This window comes from Curtobacterium flaccumfaciens, from assembly GCF_051548005.1.
Lineage (GTDB): Bacteria > Actinomycetota > Actinomycetes > Actinomycetales > Microbacteriaceae > Curtobacterium.
This window is the reverse complement of sequence record NZ_JBPUGH010000062.1, coordinates 1-18,513: the sequence shown is the minus strand read 5'-3', so window position 1 is coordinate 18,513 and position 18,513 is coordinate 1. Positions and strand designations below refer to the sequence as shown.

General features: G+C 71.1%; 15 protein-coding genes and 2 tRNA genes. 15 read left to right on the top strand and 2 right to left on the bottom strand.

Annotated elements, in window-relative coordinates; genetic code table 11:
* The first annotated feature begins 127 nt into the window (after positions 1-127).
* From dnaG to ACSW7Y_RS09135, 9 genes are all read left to right on the top strand, one after another.
* Positions 128-2,065, top strand: coding sequence for a DNA primase (dnaG, locus tag ACSW7Y_RS09175; protein ID WP_438125992.1), 1,938 nt, complete (start codon positions 128-130; stop codon positions 2,063-2,065).
* Positions 2,066-2,674: 609 nt separating this feature from the next.
* A complete protein-coding gene (locus ACSW7Y_RS09170) occupies positions 2,675-4,291 on the top strand; it encodes an ABC transporter substrate-binding protein (RefSeq protein ID WP_438125991.1) in 1,617 nt (538 codons plus the stop codon).
* Between the two features lie 127 nt (positions 4,292-4,418).
* Positions 4,419-5,492, top strand: coding sequence for an ABC transporter permease (locus tag ACSW7Y_RS09165; protein WP_438125993.1), 1,074 nt, complete (start codon positions 4,419-4,421; stop codon positions 5,490-5,492).
* Between the two features lie 2 nt (positions 5,493-5,494).
* Positions 5,495-6,490: an ABC transporter permease gene (locus ACSW7Y_RS09160; protein ID WP_438125990.1), complete on the top strand. Its 996-nt coding sequence runs from the start codon at positions 5,495-5,497 to the stop codon at positions 6,488-6,490.
* Positions 6,487-8,205 (top strand): ABC transporter ATP-binding protein, encoded by a 1,719-nt coding sequence (locus ACSW7Y_RS09155; protein ID WP_438125989.1) that lies wholly within the window; start codon positions 6,487-6,489, stop codon positions 8,203-8,205. Before ACSW7Y_RS09160 ends, ACSW7Y_RS09155 begins: the two co-directional genes overlap by 4 nt.
* A gap of 146 nt (positions 8,206-8,351) precedes the next feature.
* Complete coding sequence (locus ACSW7Y_RS09150) at positions 8,352-9,374, top strand: ATP-binding cassette domain-containing protein (protein WP_438125988.1); 1,023 nt, start codon at positions 8,352-8,354, stop codon at positions 9,372-9,374.
* Positions 9,371-10,396, top strand: a complete 1,026-nt coding sequence (locus ACSW7Y_RS09145; protein ID WP_438125987.1) for a D-isomer specific 2-hydroxyacid dehydrogenase family protein — start codon at positions 9,371-9,373, stop codon at positions 10,394-10,396. Before ACSW7Y_RS09150 ends, ACSW7Y_RS09145 begins: the two co-directional genes overlap by 4 nt.
* 144 nt (positions 10,397-10,540) lie before the next feature.
* Positions 10,541-10,613 (top strand) — tRNA-Asn (locus ACSW7Y_RS09140).
* A gap of 298 nt (positions 10,614-10,911) precedes the next feature.
* The gene (locus ACSW7Y_RS09135; RefSeq protein ID WP_438125986.1) at positions 10,912-11,394 is read left to right on the top strand and encodes a hypothetical protein; all 483 of its coding nucleotides are present in this window, start codon (positions 10,912-10,914) and stop codon (positions 11,392-11,394) included.
* 61 nt (positions 11,395-11,455) lie between these two features.
* On the opposite strand, the gene def is transcribed toward ACSW7Y_RS09135, so the two are convergent.
* The gene (gene def, locus ACSW7Y_RS09130) at positions 11,456-12,031 is read right to left on the bottom strand and encodes a peptide deformylase (RefSeq protein WP_438125985.1); all 576 of its coding nucleotides are present in this window, start codon (positions 12,029-12,031) and stop codon (positions 11,456-11,458) included.
* 39 nt (positions 12,032-12,070) lie between these two features.
* On the opposite strand from def, the gene ACSW7Y_RS09125 reads away from it, so the two are divergent.
* The 6 genes from ACSW7Y_RS09125 (at position 12,071) to ACSW7Y_RS09100 (ending at position 17,109) form a co-directional block, all read left to right on the top strand.
* A complete protein-coding gene (locus ACSW7Y_RS09125; protein ID WP_438125984.1) occupies positions 12,071-12,985 on the top strand; it encodes a DMT family transporter in 915 nt (304 codons plus the stop codon).
* A 157-nt stretch (positions 12,986-13,142) separates the two neighbouring features.
* A complete protein-coding gene (locus ACSW7Y_RS09120; protein WP_438125983.1) occupies positions 13,143-14,354 on the top strand; it encodes a glycosyltransferase in 1,212 nt (403 codons plus the stop codon).
* Between the two features lie 14 nt (positions 14,355-14,368).
* A tRNA-Ile gene (locus tag ACSW7Y_RS09115) sits at positions 14,369-14,443 on the top strand.
* A gap of 85 nt (positions 14,444-14,528) precedes the next feature.
* Positions 14,529-15,659 carry an AI-2E family transporter gene (locus ACSW7Y_RS09110; RefSeq protein WP_438125982.1) on the top strand — a complete coding sequence of 377 codons (1,131 nt, stop codon included), beginning with the start codon at positions 14,529-14,531 and terminating at the stop codon, positions 15,657-15,659.
* On the top strand, positions 15,656-16,462 hold the full coding sequence (locus ACSW7Y_RS09105; RefSeq protein ID WP_438125981.1) for a DUF1684 domain-containing protein: 807 nt from the start codon (positions 15,656-15,658) through the stop codon (positions 16,460-16,462). Before ACSW7Y_RS09110 ends, ACSW7Y_RS09105 begins: the two co-directional genes overlap by 4 nt.
* 167 nt (positions 16,463-16,629) lie before the next feature.
* Positions 16,630-17,109 carry a DUF3145 domain-containing protein gene (locus ACSW7Y_RS09100; protein ID WP_083513421.1) on the top strand — a complete coding sequence of 160 codons (480 nt, stop codon included), beginning with the start codon at positions 16,630-16,632 and terminating at the stop codon, positions 17,107-17,109.
* A gap of 408 nt (positions 17,110-17,517) precedes the next feature.
* Here ACSW7Y_RS09100 and ACSW7Y_RS09095 read toward each other — a convergent pair.
* On the bottom strand, positions 17,518-18,513 hold a 996-nt coding region (locus ACSW7Y_RS09095), incomplete at its 5' end, for a beta-ketoacyl-[acyl-carrier-protein] synthase family protein (protein WP_438125980.1).

The following is an 18,513-nucleotide window of genomic DNA, read 5'->3' as shown; positions in this document are numbered from 1 at the left end:
CTGCTGACGCGACCACGGGCCGGCGGTGCCGCGCGCGCCGGTCCTGCACCGTGCCTCCAGGCCGGAACGCCGTCCACAGACGGGCCGGCGGCAGGCGGGGGTCGGCGGCACGAACTAGGATCGAGGGGTGGCTGGCAGGATCGCGCGGAACGACATCGACGAGGTCCGCTCGCGTGTCAACATCGCGGACGTCGTCGGCGACTACGTCACCCTGAAGCACGCGGGCGTCGGCTCGATGAAGGGCCTCTGCCCGTTCCACGACGAGCGATCGCCGTCGTTCCACGTCCGGCCGCAGGTCGGGCGCTACCACTGCTTCGGCTGCGGCGAGGACGGCGACGTCTTCAGCTTCATCATGGCGCAGGACCACACCACCTTCGCCGAGGCCGTCGAGCGCATGGCCGCGAAGATCGGCTTCACCCTCCACTACGAAGAGGGCGAGGGTCCGCGCACCGACTACAACACCCGGGCTCGGCTCATCGCCGCGAACGAGGCGGCGCTCGAGTTCTTCACGTCGCAGCTCACCACCGGGGCTGCCGATCCGGCTCGACGCTTCCTGGGCGAGCGCGGCTTCGACCCGGGTGCCGCGCAACACTTCGGCGTCGGCTTCGCGCCGAAGTCGTACGACGCGCTCAAGGACCACCTGCGCGGCCGTGGCTTCACGCTCGAGGAACTCACGAGCGCCGGGCTCGTCAGCCAGGGTGACCGGTCGCCGTACGACCGGTTCCGCGGGCGCCTCATGTGGCCGATCCGCGACGTCACCGGTGCCACGATCGGCTTCGGTGCGCGGCGGCTCCTCGACGACGACAAGGGCCCGAAGTACCTCAACACCCCCGAGACGCCGATCTACCACAAGAGCCAGGTGCTCTACGGGATCGACCTCGCCCGGCGGGAGATCTCGAAGCAGAAGCAGGTCGTCATCGTCGAGGGCTACACCGACGTCATGGCGTGCCACCTCGCCGGGGTGACGACCGCGGTGGCGACCTGCGGGACCTCGTTCGGCGTGGACCACATCAAGGTGCTCCGACCGATGCTCGGCGACGTGAGCGGCGCGGACCCGAACGCCAACGGCGAGGTCGTCTTCACGTTCGACCCGGACGACGCCGGTCAGCGTGCCGCGTCGCGGGCCTTCGCGGAGGAGCAGCGCTTCGCCGCCCAGACGTTCGTGGCGGTGGCACCCGAGGGGCTCGATCCCTGCGACCTCCGGCTCGCGCGCGGCGACGACGCCATCCGACGACTCGTGACGAACAAGCGGCCGATGTTCGAGTTCATGATCCGCCGCACCCTCGACGGGCACGACCTCGAGACCGTCGAGGGTCGCGTCGGGGCGCTCCGCGCTGCTGCCCCCGTGCTCGCGACGATCCGCGACCGGTCACTGACGCAGGGCTACGTGCGGGAGCTCGCGGGCTGGCTCGGACTCGACATCCCCGAGGTCCGTCGTGCGGTCGAGAACGCGCGGCAGCGAGCGCGCGGCGCGCAGGACGACCGGATCGGAGGGACGGTGCCGGTCGCGCAGGCAGGCCCCGGCGGCGAGCTGGTCGCCCCTGCCGACGAGCCCGTGGCCGGGCTCCGGTCCCTCCCGAACGACCCGATCACCCGCATGGAGCGCGACGCGGTGATGGCGATGGTGCAGCAGCCGGGGCACGTCGGTGCGCCGTTGCTCGGCCTCGCGGCCGCCGCCACGTTCTCGGCTCCGATGCTCGCCGTCGTGCGGGACGCCGTCGTGGCGAACGTGGACGCGATCGGGGCGGGGGACTGGCTCGACCGCTTGATCGCCGACGTGCCGGCACCGCTCCGGAGCCTCGTGCAGGAGCTCGCGCTGTCCCCGATCCCGGCACGCACCGACGAGGACCTCGCACTGTACTGCCGGAGCATCGTCGTGGCACTCGTGGAGCGGGACCTCCTCGCGCGCAAGGCGTCGTTGCTCGGACAGCTGCAGCGAGCGGACCCGCACGAGCAGGCCGACCGTCGTGCGGAGATCCAGCGGCAGCTCGTCGACATCGACGCGCAGCGGATGCGGCTGCGTGCGGACTCCGAGGCCGCGGCGGCCGCTGCCGGCCAGCGCTGAGCGCACCCGCGCTGGCCGCGGGAGTCGAGCGTGACGGAGTCCGCCCGGTCGGTGCGTGTCGGAGGCGGGTCGTGCCTCCCGGCGGGGTGAGGTTGGTCGCAGGAACGGTCGGCTCGTCTCGGAGCGAGCGGCAGGTTGTGCGACCGACGCGGAACGTGGGCGGCATGTCCTGCGACCAGCGGTCGGCGTGCCGAGCGGGCCGGACGCGCCGCGCGCGAGTCGCCGAGCGGGCAGGACGTGCCGGCCGTGGGCGTCGAGCGTGACGGAGTCCCCCGGCCGGTGCGTGGTGGCGGTGGCGGTGGCGGTGGGGGCTGGAGGTGGCGGGGACGGCGGGCGACATCCCGGCGGGCGGCAGCCAGTGCCGCGACCGACGCACCCGCCGACCCGGCGGTGTTGCCTGACGCAACAATGCTGCGCGACACGCCGCGCAGGACCGGCGACATGATGCGCCAGACGACGCGGTCCTGCATTACAGCGGTGTAAACAAATCGCCCTCGGTTCGTTCGGTTCCGTGACAGGGTGGTACCAATGAGCGTTCCTGACCGGGCACACAGTCGTTCCACCCGCCGGTCAGGACTCCTGCAATCATCACCAGAGAGGTACACGGACATGGCATCCGTCACCAAGTGGGGCAAGCGCGGCATCGCGCTCGGCGCCGGAGCAGCAGCGACGGCGCTGGTGCTGACCGGCTGCGCGAGCGGCAGCGTGTCGTCCGCCGACCTGAACGGCATGACGATCGGCACGACCGACAAGATCACGTCGCTCGACCCGGCCGGCTCCTACGACAACGGCTCCTTCGCCGTGCAGAACCAGGTGTTCCCGTTCCTGATGAACACCCCGGTCGGGAGCCCCGACGTCAAGCCGGACATCGCCAGCAAGGGCGAGTTCACGAACCCGACCACGTACGAGGTCACCCTGAAGAAGGGCCTGAAGTTCGCGAACGGCCACGACCTCACCTCGAGCGACGTGAAGTTCTCGTTCGACCGCGAGCTGAAGATCAACAACGAGAACGGCCCGCAGTCCCTGCTCGCCAACCTCAAGAGCATCGACACCCCGGACGACACGACGGTCGTGTTCAACCTCGACCACGCCGATCAGACCTGGCCGCAGGTGCTCTCGAGCCCCGCCGGTCCGATCGTCGACGAGCAGGTCTTCTCGGCCGACAAGCTCACCCCGGCGGCGGACATCGTCAAGGGCAAGGCGTTCGCCGGGCAGTACGAGATCACCTCGTACAAGGAGAACGACACGATCCAGTACAAGGCGAACAAGGAGTACGACGGCCTCCTCGGCAAGGCGAAGACCGACGAGGTCACCGCCAGCTACTACACCAAGGAGACCGACCTCAAGCTCGCCGTGCAGAAGGGCGACGTCGACGTGGCGTACCGCTCGCTGACGCCGACCGACATCGCGGACCTCCGCAAGGACGACAAGGTCAAGGTCACCGACGGCCCCGGCGGCGAGATCCGCTACCTCGTCTTCAACTTCAAGACGCAGCCTTTCGGCACCGGCCAGTCGGGCGCCGACGAGAAGAAGGCCCTCGCGGTGCGCCAGGCGGTCGCGGACGTCGTCGACCGCGAGAAGCTCGCGAAGGACGTGTACAACAACACGTACTCGCCGCTCTACTCGATGGTCCCGGACGGCCTGACCGGCGCGGCGACGCCGTTCAAGACGCTCTACGGCGACGGCAACGGTGGTGCGGACGTCGACAAGGCGAAGAAGACCCTGTCCGACGCCGGTGTCTCCGGCAAGGTGCAGCTCGACATCCAGTACGCACCGGACCACTACGGTTCGACGTCGGACGACGAGTACGCCGAGCTCAAGACGCAGCTCGAGAACTCGGGCCTGTTCACCGTGAACATCCAGTCGACGGTCTACACGACCTACGCGGTCGACCGCACGAAGGACGCCTACCCGGTGTACCAGCTCGGGTGGTTCCCCGACTTCTCGGACGCGGACAACTACCTGTCGCCGTTCTTCACGAAGGACAACTTCGTGCAGAACCACTACGACGACCCGACGATCCAGAAGCTCATCTCCGACGAGCAGGCGGAGTCGGACGCGTCGAAGCGCGCCGACCTCATCGAGCAGGCGCAGCAGCGTGAGGCCGAGCAGATCTCGACCCTGCCGCTCCTCCAGGGCAAGTCGATCGCCGTGGCCGGCAAGGACGTCAAGGGCCTGACCCTCGACGCCTCGTTCAAGTTCCGCTACGCGACCCTCTCCAAGTAACACCGATGTGACCCCAGGGGGCGCTCCACGACGGAGCGCCCCCTGACCACGTCTCGAAAGGCACCCACCCGTGACCCTCAGCACTCCCGAGGTCGGCCCCGGCGCCGGCCCCGGAGCGAGCGCGGACCTGGCCACCGACCCCACCAAGCCCCAGGCACAGCGACGTGCCTCGGGGCAGGGCGGCGGACTCGGCCGGTACGTCCTCGTCCGGTTCCTCCTGATCTTCCCGACCGTCTTCATCCTCGTGACGCTCGTGTTCTTCCTGATGCGCGTCATCGGGAACCCGATCACCGCGTCCGTGGGCGGCCGTCTCACGCCCGACCAGCTGCAGGAACGTCTGCACGCCGCGGGCTACGACCGACCGGTCCTCGTGCAGTACCTCGAGTACCTCGGCAACATCGTCCGGCTGAACTTCGGCGAGACGACGACGGACCACCGCCCGATCACCGAGATCATCCTGCAGTACGGCGGCGCGACCGCGGAGCTCGTCTTCTACGCGCTCATCGTCGCGCTCGTCCTCGGCATCCCGCTCGGCATGCTCGCCGCGTACGTGCGCGACAAGTGGCCGGACGTGCTGTTCCGCGCCCTCGCGATCCTGACGTACGCGACGCCGGTCTTCTTCGGCGGTCTGCTCCTCAAGCTCGTGTTCTCGGTCTGGCTCGGCTGGTTGCCGCTCGGCGACCGTGCGTCGACACGGGTCAGCCTCGTGCTCGACAACATCCCCGGCGCGAGCGGCATCTACATCATCGACGCGCTCCGCACCGGCAACGCCCAGATCATCGGGGACGTGCTGGCGCACGCCGTCCTGCCCGCACTGACGCTGGGGCTGCTCACCGCCGGCATCTTCCTCCGCCTCGTGCGCGCCAACATGATCGGCTCGCTCGGTTCCGAGTACGTCGACGCGGCCCGCTCACGCGGCGTCCGGGAGGCACGGCTCGTCCGGACACACGCCTTCCGTCCCGCCCTCGTGCCGATCATCACGGTCATGGGACTCCAGATCGCCATGCTGCTCGGTGGTTCCGTCCTGACCGAGACCACCTTCGGGTGGCGTGGGCTCGGCTTCGAGCTCAACCAGTACCTGTCGGCCCGCGACTTCGTCGCGGTCCAGGGCATCGTCGCGATGCTCGCGGTGATCGTCGCCGTGACGAACTTCATCGTCGACGTCGTCGCCGCGCTCATCGACCCGAGAGTGAGGTTCTAGCGATGGCCGACACCGCCCTCGTCGACCGCCACGAGCCGCTGTGGAAGCGCCTGCCCGTGGTCGTCCAGCTCCGCAGGAGCACCGGCTGGCAGCGCGCCATGCTCATCACCGGCGTGGTCGTCTGCGCCCTGTACCTCATCGTCGCGATCGCCGCACCGCTCATCGCCCCGTACGGCTTCGGCCAGCTGCAGGGTGCCGACGGCCAGGGCTTCCCGCGCACGGCGGCACCGAGCCCGGAGCACATCTGGGGCACCACGGTCGGTGGGTTCGACGTGTTCAGCCGCGTCGTCTACGGCGCTCGCACGGCCGTCCTCGTCGTCATCGTCGCGGTCATCGTGTCGATCACGATCGGTGTGATCCTCGGCATGGTGTCCGGCTACCTCGGCGGTTGGCTCGACCGGGTCCTGGTCGTCGTCGCCGACGCGATCTACGCCTTCCCGTCGCTGCTCCTCGCGATCGTCGTCTCGATCGTGGTGTCCGGCGGCAACTCGAGCTACGCGGGCGGCATCATCGCCGCAGCCATCTCGATCACGGTGGTCTACGTGCCGCAGTACTTCCGGGTCGTCCGCGCCGAGGCCGTCCGGCTGAAGAACGAGGCCTTCGTCGAGTCGGCCCGCGTGATGGGGACCAACCCGTGGCGGATCATGACCCGCCACGTCCTGCGCAACAGCACGCGGAGCCTCCCGCTCATCCTCACGCTGAACGCGAGCGACGCGATCCTGACGCTCGCGGGCCTCGGCTTCCTCGGGTTCGGGATCGGCCCGACCGCGGGCGCCGAGTGGGGCTACGACCTCAGCCGCGCGCTGTCCGACGTCGCGTCGGGCGTCTGGTGGACGGGTGTGTTCCCGGGTGTCGCGATCGTCGTGCTCGTGCTCGGTGTGACCTTCATCGGGGAGAGCCTCAACGACATCTCCGACCCCCGTCTGCGCGCCCGCCGCCGGCTGAAGCAGCTGGTGTCGCGCAAGCAGGCGGCCAGCACGGAAGGAGCGGCCGCATGACGGACGCAACCACGGGCCTCCCGGCCGGACCGGAACGACCGACCGACGCCACGCGCGCCGAGCCGGTCGCCGTCGTCGACGACCTGACCGTCACCTTCGCCACCGACAACGGTGCCGTCGACGCCGTCAAGGGCGTCAGCATCGACGTGCGGCCCGGTGAGGTCCTCGCCCTCGTCGGGGAATCCGGCTCCGGCAAGTCCGTCACCGCCCGCAGCATGCTCCGGCTCATGCCCGAGACCGCGACGCTCGGCGGGGCCGTGTACCTCGACGGCACCGACGTCGTGAGCGTCGGCGCCCAGAAGCTCCGCGAGCTCCGCGGCACCGCCGGCGCGATGGTCTTCCAGGAGCCCAGCACCGCGCTCAACCCCGTCTTCACCGTCGGGTGGCAGATCGCCGAGGGGCTCCGCGCCCACGGTGGCGTCTCGAAGAAGGAGGCCCGGGCGAAGGCGATCGACTACCTCCGCCGCGTCGGCATCCCCGACCCGGAGGAGCGCGTCGACCACTACCCGCACCAGTTCTCCGGCGGGCAGAAGCAGCGCGTCGTCATCGCGAGCGCGCTGGCCCTCGAGCCGAGCGTCATCATCGCCGACGAGCCGACCACCGCGCTCGACGTGACCGTGCAGGCGGAGATCCTCGACCTCCTCCGGCGCTGCCGCGACGAGTTCGGCGCCGCGATCGTCATCATCACGCACAACATGGGCGTGGTGGCCGACCTGGCGGACCGCGTCGCCGTCATGTACCAGGGCGAGATCGTCGAGGAGGCCCCGGTCCGCGAGCTGTTCGCGAACCCGCAGGCCGACTACACGAAGCGCCTGCTCGCCGCGGTGCCCCGACTCGAGGCCTCGACGGGCACGGCGCGCCGCGCCGCGATCTCCGAGGACGTCGAGCCGCTCGTGTCGGCGAGGGGGCTCGAGATCGAGTACCCCGGTCGGCTCGGGTCGCACGCGTTCAAGGCGGTCAAGGGCGTCGACCTCGCGATCCGCCCCGGCGAGGTCCTCGGCCTCGTGGGGGAGTCCGGCTCGGGCAAGACCACCATCGGCCGGGCGATCGCCGGACTCACCCGGATCACGGGCGGCTCGCTGAACGTCCTCGGCACCGAGATGCTCGGCTACCGGGAGCGCGACTTCAAGCGGCACCGCAAGGACATCGGGTTCGTGTTCCAGGACCCGGCGACGTCGTTCAACCCGCTGCTCACCATCGCGGAGTGCGTCGCCGAGCCGCTCGTCGTGCACGGCGAGGTCCGGAGTCCGCGTGCGGCCCGGAAGCGCGTCGACGAACTGCTCGAGGCGGTGCAGCTGCCGGCGGCGTACGGCGACCGCTACCCACACGAGCTCTCCGGCGGGCAGCGCCAGCGCGCATCGTTGGCACGGTCGCTCGCGCTCCGGCCGAAGCTCCTCATCGCCGACGAGCCGACGAGTGCGCTCGACGTGTCGGTGCAGGCGCGGGTCCTCGAGCTGTTCCTGGAGCTCCAGCAGGACCTCGGGTTCGCGTCGCTCTTCATCAGCCACGACCTCGCCGTGGTCGGCGCGCTCTCCGACAGGATCGCCGTGCTGTACCGCGGCGACCTCGTGGAGACCGGCACGACCGCGCAGGTCCTCGGCGCGCCGCAGCACCCCTACACGCAGCGACTGCTGGCGTCGCTCCCGGTGCCGGACCCGGCCGAACAGGCCGAGCGACGGCGTACGCTGGAAGCACTGGAGAACGTCGGGTCCTGACCCGACCGGGCCAGCCTGGAGGCGCGACCCGCGTCGACGACGCGCGTCGCGCCTCCAGGCGGTCGCCTCCACTGCTGTGCACACGCGGCGACGTCTCCCACGTCGCCGCGCGGACCGCCGCCAGGGGGCGGCGTGGAAGGGGACCCATGATCGCGGTGAACGGCCCTGCGGTCGTCGCGGACGACGTGTCGATCGAGTACCGGAGCGGACGAGCGGGGGAGCCGATCCGCGCGGTCGACGGCGTCAGCCTGTCGCTGCGGCAGGGGGAGATCCTCGCGGTGCTCGGTGAGTCCGGGTCGGGCAAGTCGACGCTCGCGGCGGCGATCGCCGGACAGCTCGGCGCCCACGGCGAGGGCGAGGGCGCGTACCGTCGTCAGATCGTCGGCGGCGAGCTCACCGTCCTCGGGCAGAAGACCCGCGGCCTCCGGGCGTCCTCGCGGAAGCTCGACCGACTGAGCGGTCGGATCGGGTACCTCCCGCAGGACGGCGCCGACCGGCTGAGCCCCGACCTGACCGTCGGCGAGGCCGTCGCGGAGCCCATCTACGTCCGCGACCGTCGCTTCGACCGGAAGGAAGCGGGCCTCATGGTCGCCCGGCTGCTCGACGCGGTGCACCTGCCGCTCGGGTCCATGCGCCTCAACACGTGGGAGCTGTCGAGCGGTCAGCGGCAGCGGGTGGCCCTGGCGCGGGCGCTCATCCTCGAGCCGCAGCTCCTCGTCGCCGACGAGCCGGCGCGCGGCGTCGACGTGCTCGTGCGTCAGTCCGTCCTCGAGGCCCTCGCGAACCTGCAGCGGAACCGCCAGTTCTCGGCGATCGTCGTGTCGAGCGACCTCCGCGAGGCACGCGCCCTCGCCGACCGCGTCGCCGTGATGGCCGACGGTCGGGTCGTCGGCCTCGGAACGTTCGACGAGGTGCTCGACAACCCGGTCGATCCCTACGTGAAGACCCTCGCCGCGACGGCCTCGCGCCCGGTCAAGCGTCGACCCGCGGGGGCCGGTGCCGCCGCTGCTCCGTCCTCGCCCCGCCGTTCGTCGGCTCCGCGACGGCCCGGCTCGGCTTCGTCACCCGGAGCGGGTCCCGCCGCGTCCGTCGGAGCGGGCTCGGCTGCGTCCGTCGCAGCGGTGCCCGCCGCGACCGTCGCTCGGCTCGAGCGGCAGGAGCGGTCGTGAGTGCCGGAACCGACGTCGCCACGTCGGCGGGAGCTCGGGGTCACCGCGCGGTCATCACCGACGCCGGCGCGCCGCTGCCCGTGCCCCCACCGCAGTCCGGTCCGGTCGCGATCCTGCCCGCCGAGGCCGACCTGCACGTCTCGGCCGTGGTCGACGCCGGCGGGACCGTCGCACCCCTCGGCGAGGACACGCGCGGGATCGTCTGGCTCGACGCGCGGGACCCGGACGGGCTCGCCTCGGCGCTCGACGAGGCCCCCGGTGTCTCCTGGGTGCAGCTGCCGTTCGCGGGTGTCGACGCGTTCGCCGGGCTGATCGAAGCCCACGGCGACCGGGTCCTGTTCACCTCCGCGAAGGGTGCCTACGCAGAACCGGTGGCCGAACACGCCCTCGCGCTGACCCTGGCCACGCTCCGGGTGCTGCAGAAGCGTGCTCGTGCGACCTCGTGGGCCACCGAGCCCGAGGGGGTCTCGCTGTACGGGCGGAACGTCGTCGTGATCGGCGCCGGGGGCATCGCGCTGGAGTACATACGGCTGCTGCGGCCCTTCGACGTCCACGTGACCGTCGTGCGGCGGTCGTCGTCGCCGGTGGAGTCCGCCGACCGGACGGTGTCGACCGACCAGCTCGACGACGTCCTGCCCGATGCCGACGTCGTGATGATCGCGGCCGCGATGACCTCCGGCACGTCGAAGCTGCTCGGCGCAGACCAGTTCGCCGTCATGAAGGACTCGGCCCGGCTCGTGAACATCGCACGAGGGGGGCTCGTCGACACCGACGCGCTCGTGACCGCGCTGCGCGACGGGTCGATCGCTGCGGCGGGGCTCGACGTGACCGACCCGGAGCCGCTGCCCGACGGTCACCCGCTCTGGGGCGAGCCCGGGGCGATCATCACGCCGCACCAGGCGGACACGCCGGAGATGGTGGCGCCGCTCCTCGCCGAGCGGGTCCGTGCGAACACGGCGGCGTTCCTGCGCGGGGACGGTTCCGGGTTCGTCGGGGTCGTCGACCCGGCTGCGGGCTACTGAGCGTCGTCTGGCGTCTGGCGTCTGGCGTCCGGCGCGCGTTGTCCACGGCAACGGCGGGACGCCACGCCCGGGGTGCGGGGTCGATGCGGTGAGCGGGCTCGGCGTGCTGCTATGCTGTTACCCGTTGTTCAGCAGAGCAACTGATCCTCGATAGCTCAATTGGCAGAGCAGCCGGCTGTTAACCGGCAGGTTGTTGGTTCGAGTCCAACTCGGGGAGCGACAGACCCCCACCGTTCGCGGTGGGGGTCTTTTGCGTGTGCGGCGTCGCAGTGGGCGTGGGTGTCGACGTCGTCGTCGGCGACGGCGACGGGGGTCGGCGGCGCGAGACTCGGGGTCGGCGGCGCGAGACTCGAGGTCGGCGGCGCGAGACTCGGGGTAGGGGGCACGAGACTCGGGGTCGGCGGCGCGAGACTCGGGGCACGCGGCGCGAGACTCGGGCCGGGGCGGATGCACGAGAGTCAGGCGTTCTGCGCGAGACTCGGGAGGCACGCGGCGGACCCTGTTAGCGTTCTCAGGTGCGCTCGATCCGGCCCGTCCTCACCGTGGCGCTCGTCGTCACGGCGAGCGTGCTGCTGAGCGCGTGCACGTCCGCCGAGGCCGATCCCGAGGAGCCGTCGAGCACCCGTGGCGCGGGTGCCGCCGTGACGGGTACCGCGCCGGTCATGTTCGCCTTCACGTGCCGCACGGGCAAGGGCGATGCGACCGAGACCTACACGACCTACTCGGCCGTGTGGGAGGACCGTCGGGCGTCGTGCACGGCGACCCGGACCACCGGCAGCGCGATGTCCGACCAGCAGGCCGGTGCGGTCCGCGCCGCCGACGGCACGGCGTCGCTCGAGGAGCTCGCCGCGTGGTGCGCGGTACGCGGAGCCGGACCGTGGGTCGATCGGGTGCGCACGGAGCAGGCGGCGAAGCGCGCGGCGGGGCTGCTCGCGTACTGCCCCGGACACCCCGAACGCGACCGCCTGCGCGAGGCACTGACGTCGTACCGGGGGTGACCCGTGCCTCCAGGCCGGATCGTCAGCGTGCGGAGCACGCCCGTCCCACCGACGCGCGCGCTCAGCCCTCCGGGTGGTCGCGACCGGGCAGCCAGGACTTGCCCGGCCCACCCCAGCTGTTCTTCCGGATCGCCTTCGTGACCTGCTTGCCGTAGGGGTGCACGAGGCGGTCCGCGTACAGGTACCCGTCGAGGTGGTCGTACTCGTGCTGGAAGACGCGGGCGAGCCACCCGTGGGCCTCGACCTCGAACGGATCCCCGTGCTCGTCGAACGCACGGAGGAGCGCACCCTCGGACCGTCGGAGCGGGAAGCGCTCGCCCGGGATCGACAGGCACCCCTCGGACTCGTCGTCCTCGTCGAGTTCCTCCACGGCCTCGGGGACCGGGGGAGTGATCCACAGGACGGGGTTCACCGCTGCGCCGCGGTGCAGGACCTCGTCATCATCGGTCCATGAGTAGACGAAGAGCCGCTTCCCGACGCCCACCTGCGGACCGGCGAGTCCGACACCGGGAGCCAGGTCCATCGTCTCGAACATGTCCGCCACGAGCTCGCGGAGTGCGTCGTCGAACTCGGTCACCTCCGCCGCGCGCTCGTGGAGGACGGGTTCACCGGTGATGCGGATCGGGAGGACGGCCATTCACCCAGGTTATCCGGCGAGGACCGGTAGCCTCGACGCGTGACGACGGACCTCCCGCTCCCCGACGCGGTCAGCAACCTGACCCCGTTCCAGGCGCTCATGATCCCCGTCGCACTGCTCGGTGCGGTCTTCCTGTCGCTCGGAGCGCAGTTCCAGAGCCGAGGCGTCCAGCGGGTCGAGGCCCGGCTCGGGCGGCAGTCGAAGGGACTCAGCCTCCGCCACGTCCTCGCGCTGGTGTCGAGCGGGTACTGGGTGCTCGGCACGCTCATGCTCGGGTTGGCCGTCGTGCTGCAGCTGTTCAGCATCGCCAACGCACCGCTCATCGTCGTGCAGCCCCTCGGTGCCGTCGCGCTCGTCATCACGACGTGGTTCTCCTCGCGTGCCAGCGGCGTCCCCCTCGGGCGTCGGGCGCGCCGCGCGGTGTGGACGTGCATCATCGGCGTCGGCATCTTCGTCGCCATCGCCGCGTTCGTCGGGCACGAGAGCGCCATCACGCGGCAGCAGCTCATCACGGTGCTGGTGATCCTCGCGGTCGTGCTGGCGCTCGTGCTCGTGTCCTTCCGGTTCGTGGCGCAGCACCGCAACGCGCTGTACTACATCGTCGGCGCCGGCGTGCTCTACGGCTTCGTCGCGACCCTGGCGAAGGTCGTGCTGAACCGCCTGCTCAACGGAACCTTCGACTGGCTCACGGTCGTCGCGATCCTCGGGGTCGTGGTCGCCGCGTCGCTCGGCGGGTACTTCGTGCAGAACGCCTACTCGAGCGGCTCCGCCGACCTCGTCATCGCCGGGCTCACCGTCATCGACCCGATCGTCGCGGTCGGCATCGGCGTGATCGTCCTCGACGAGGCCACCGGCGCGCCCGTCGGTGCCGTGCTCGGGTTCGTCGTCGCGGCCGCCATCGCGATCACCGGGGTGTTCCTCCTCGCGAAGCACCACCCCCAGACACGGTCCTGACGGACCCGGTCCGAACGTGCGCGGCGCTGACGGTCGCGACCCTGGTCGGTGAGCTGTGCGACCGACGGTCCACCGCGAGGCGGACGCCGGGCCGGGAGCGCGTACGGTAGCGTTCCACACCGACCAGGACACCGCCCACGAGAGGACCTTGCCCGCCGTGTCAGCAGATGCCACCACCGCCACCGCCGAGTCGACGGGTGCGACGGCCGAGCACCGGCCGCTCCGGGTCCTCATCGCGGCGGACACCTTCCCGCCCGACGTCAACGGCGCCGCGACCTTCGCCGAGCAGCTCGCCGTGGGGCTGGCCGAGCGCGGCCACGAGGTCCACGTCATCGCCCCGGCGTCCTCGAGCCACCACGGCACCTTCGAGGAGGAGCACAGTGGCGTGCAGCTCGTCGTGCACCGGCTCAAGTCGTACAAGTACCCGACGCACGCGTGGCTGCGGTTCGTCTGGCCGTGGAGCGTCCGGAAGCTGACCGGCCCGATCATCGACGCCGTCCGTCCGGACGTGGTGCACATCCAGTCGCACATCATCGTCGGTCGCGGTGTCGCCCGTGAGGCCCACGACCGCGGCATCCGCGTCGTGGCGACGAACCACTTCATGCCGGAGAACCTGCTCGACTACGCCCCGCTGAGCAAGTGGATCGTCCCGACCGCGATCCGGATCGCCTGGCGCGATGCGGCGAAGACGTACCGCATCGCCGACGCCATCACGACGCCGACGAACCTCGCGGCCGACTACCTGAAGAAGGCCATCGCCGGGCAGCGCGTCCTCGCGATCTCCTGCGGACTCGACGTCACCCGGTACGTCGCCCGCGAGGGCCGACCCGTGAACAACGAGATCGTCTTCGTCGGCCGGGTCGCGCCGGAGAAGAACCTCGACGTCCTCGTCTGTGCGCTGCCGCTGCTCCCAGCGGAACTGCACGCGCACCTGACCATCGTCGGCGGCGGCGAGATGATCCCGAAGCTCACCGCGCTCGCCCGCGAGCTCGGCCTCGAGGACCGCGTGCGCTTCGCGGGGTTCGTGACCGACGAGGACAAGCGCACCGCACTGACCAACGCGACCGTCTTCGCGATGCCGTCGACGGCGGAGCTGCAGAGCATCTCGTCGCTCGAGGGCATGGCGTCGGGCCTCCCCGTGGTCGCGGCCGACTCGATGGCGCTGCCGCACCTGGTCGACGGCAACGGGTACCTGTTCCGTCCCGGCGACGAACGCGACCTCGCCGAGAAGCTCACGATGGTGCTCACCGCGTCGGACGAGGACTACGTGGCCATGCGGCAGCGGAGTCTCGAGATGATCCAGCCACACGACATCAACCGCACGCTCGCGACGTTCGAGGCGCTGTATCGTGGGGAGCCGGTGGCCTGACGGGTCGCCGGCGAGGGGCGGTAGCCAAGCTGGTCAAGGCAGTCGGCTCATAACCGAACGATCCGCGGGTTCGAGTCCCGCCCGCCCTACGACCCCGACGCCGCCCTCCGGTCCGGCGTGGGTTCGAGCAGGTCCGACCGACCGGGCCCGCCCTACGAGACAAGGCCCGCCCACATGCAGCTCCCACGGCGCAAGCCGCACGACCACGACCCCCTCGGACCGACCCCGAACGTCACGTTCGAGGTGACCCGCGGCGGCACGGGCGTCCGTGTCAACGCGTTCCGCATCGGCTTCATGGGGGCGATCGGTGTACTCGTCGCCCTCGCGGCCGGCGCCGTCGTCCGGGAGCTCAGCACCGTCCTCGTCTACATCGGGGTTGCGCTGTTCCTCGCGCTCGGGATCGACCCCCTCGTGTCGTTCCTCGAGCGGTTCATCCCGCGGTGGACCGCCATCCTCGCGGTGGTGGTCGCGGTCCTCGCCGCGTTCGTCGGCGTGATCTTCGCGGTCGTGCCGATCCTGATCCAGCAGGCGACGAACCTCATCCAGAACTTCCCGGACATCATCCAGGACATCTCGCGGCAGGACTGGTTCCAGGACCTCTCGAAGCAGTTCAGCGGCTCGTTCGACATCGAACACGCCCTGCAGTCCGTCCAGTCCTTCGCCGAGGACCCGGGCAACCTGCTCAACCTCGGCGGTGGCATCCTCGCGGTCGGCGGTGGCATCCTCTCCGGGCTCACGGGCGCGCTCATCGTGCTCATCCTGATGCTTTACTTCCTCGCGTCGATGCGTGGCCTGAAGTCGATGACCTACCGGTTCGTGCCGGCGTCCCGCCGCGAGAACTTCATCGACGTCAGCGAGCAGATCACCCAGGCCGTCGGCCGCTACGTCGTCGGCCAGATCTCGCAGGCGCTCATCAACGGCGTCCTCAGCCTGGTCTTCCTGCTCATCATCGGCGCGCCGCTGCCCGTCCTGCTCGCGTCCTTCGCCTTCCTCGGTTCGCTCATCCCGCTCGTGGGGACGCTGAGCGCGGCGGTCGTGATCTCGCTGCTCTGCCTGTTCGCGTCTCCGGCGACCGCGCTGACGGCGGCGGTCTACTACCTCGTGTACATGCAGGTCGAGGCGTACGTGATCTCCCCGCGCATCATGTCGCGTGCGGTGCAGGTACCGGGTGCCCTCGTGGTCATCGCCGCGGTCGCCGGCGGCACCATCGGCGGTGTGCTCGGCGCACTCGTCGCGGTGCCCATCGCCGCGTCGGTGATCATCATCGTCCAGAAGGTCATCTACCCGCGGCAACAGCAGGCATGACCGCGTTCGCGGAGCACGTCACGGAGCGGGACCGCTGGGCGCGCGGTCCCCGTGGCCCACTCGCACTCGTGAACGCGGAGCACGTCGACGTCGAGCAGGCGGTCTGGCCCGTCCCTGGCCGCTGGGCCCCCGCGCCGGGCGGCCTGACCGTCACCGCGGCCCCCGATGACGAGGTCGTCGTGGACGGCGTCCCCGTCGACGGCACGGTCTTCGTCGCGGCCGAGCAGGCCGTGGTGCCGTCGGTGGTGGCCTTCCCCGGCGGCCTCGCCGGGACGGTGGCGGACGGGACCCTGCGCGTGTGGAACCCGGCATCCGAGGCGATCGGTCGCTTCGCTCGGATCGCCCGCTTCGACGACGATGCGGCCTGGGTCACCTCCGGCAGGTACGAACCGGTGCGCGACGGCCTGGAGGCGCGGGGCAGCGTCCTCGACGCCGCCGGCGTCCCGCTCCCGGTCGCCGGACACGTCACCACCACCGTCGGCGACGTCGCCGTGCGGCTCGTGGCGGTCCGGTCCGCGGCGTTCCGCGGATCTGCGCGGCTGCAGCTCATCGTCCAGGACGCCACGAGCGCCTTCCCCGAAAGCGATCCGTCGAGCACGTACTCGATGGGCCGCTTCCTGTACTTCGACGACCCGGGCGGACCCGCCGAGGTCGCCCTCGACTGGAACCGCGCCGTCCTGCCGCCGTGCGCCTTCTCGTACCTGTTCGCCTGCCCGGTGCCGCCCGCCGAGAACCGCGTGCCGGTGGCGATCACCGCGGGGGAGCGGCACCCCGTCGACACCTCCGGTACGGTTCTGCACTGACGTCGGGCCCGGCCTGGCGTTCCCAGCGCTGACGCTGCATAATGGGCGTGTCCGGCAGGACATCACAATCGCATACCGATGGTTCCGAGAACGGTTCCGAGTGCTCAGGTCGATGGGGAAGTCGCACCTGACGAATCGGAGGAATCGTGAACGGAACGACGACCGGAGTGCTCTACGTGCACTCCGCACCACGCGCGCTCTGCCCGCACGTCGAATGGGCGGCAGGTCGCGCGATGAACCGCGCCGTGAACTTCTCGTGGCTCGACCAGCCGGCGCAGGACGGCGCCCGCCGGACCGAGTTCACGTGGACCGGCACGGTCGGCACCGGCGCGGCGATCGCCTCTGCGCTGCGCGGCTGGGAGCACCTGCGGTACGAGGTCACCGAGGAGCCGACCAGTGCTTCCGACGGCGGCCGGTGGATGCACACGCCCGACCTCGGGGTGTTCTACGCGCAGACCGACGTGACCGGCAACATGGTCGTCCCCGAGGACCGTGTCCGCTACGCCATGGAGGTCGCTGGCAGCAACGCGCTCGAACTCCACCGCGAGCTGCGTCTGGCGCTCGGCCAGGCCTGGGACGACGAGCTCGAGCCGTTCCGCCACGCCGCCGAGGGCAACCCCGTCGTCTGGCTCCACCGCGTCGGCTGATCCGTCCCCGCGCTTCCTCCGCTTCCTCGAACGCCGCCCGGCCCCGTGCCCGGCGGCGTTCGTCGTCCCCGCGGGCCTCGAGTCTCGTGCGGCGCTGCCCGAGTCTCCGGCTAGCCCGCCGCCGGCTCCACGCCCTTCGCGCGAAAGCGACAGTTCCACGCTGCGCCCCAGCGTCGCTCTGTCGCCTTTGCGAAAGCGACAGAGCGCGGGCCAGAGAAGCGACAGACGACCGTGACGGCGCGGGCGGGTTCTGTCGCTGTCCCGAGATGACGCAGAGTTCGCCGCCCGCGGCACGCGCCCAGACCGGCCACGGAACCAGCGGAGGCCCGCCCCGACGACGCGGGGCGGGCCTCCAGGCCGGTGCGGACGCGACCAGCGCGTCGAGCGCGACCAGCGCGCCGGACGTGGCTACGCGCTGCGGAACGCGACCACGGCGTTGTGTCCGCCGAAGCCGAACGAGTTGCTCACCGCGAGCAGGTCGCCGTCCGGGAGCTGGCGCGGCTCGCGCGCCACGTCCATCACGATCTCCGGGTCCTGGTCGGTGAGGTTGATGGTCGGCGGCGCGACCCGGTTGTGGAGCGCGAGGACCGTGAACACGGCCTCGATCGCACCCGCACCGCCGAGCAGGTGCCCCGTCGACGCCTTCGTGGCCGAGACCACGACGTCGTCGAGGTGGTCGCCGAAGACCCGGCGCATGGCGTGGTACTCGGCGACGTCGCCCACCGGGGTGGAGGTGGCGTGCGCGTTGACGTGGACGACGTCCTCACGGCCGGCGCCGGCGTGCTCGAGCGCCTGGAGGACCGCACGGGCCGCAGCGCTGCCCTCGGGGTCGGGTGCGGTGATGTGGAACGCGTCCGAGGTGATGCCGGCACCGGCGACCTCGGCGTAGATCGTCGCACCGCGGGCCTCGGCGTGCTCCTTGGTCTCGAGGATGAGCGCCGCAGCACCGTCGCCGAGCACGAAGCCGTCGCGCGTGACGTCGTACGGACGCGAGGCGGTCTCGGGGGAGTCGTTGCGACGCGACAGCGCCTGCATCGCGGCGAACGCGGCGAGCGGCAGCGGGTGCAGCGCGGCCTCGGCGCCACCAGCGATGACGATGTCGGCTTCACCGGTCGCGACGTGCCGGTACGCCTCGGCCAGTGACTCGGTCGACGACGCGCAGGCGGAGAGGTACGTGCGGGCTCCGCCGCGCGCGCCGAACTCCATCTCGATGGCGGCCGCGGGGCCGTTCGCCATGAGCATCGGCACCGTCATCGGCATGACGCGGCGCGGACCCTTCTCGCGCAGGGTGTCCCAGGCGTCGAGGAGGGTGTTCACGCCGCCGATGCCCGTGGCCCAGTCGACGATGAGGCGCTCGGGCACCACGGACTCGGCGTCGATGCCGGCGTCGGCCCAGGCTTCACG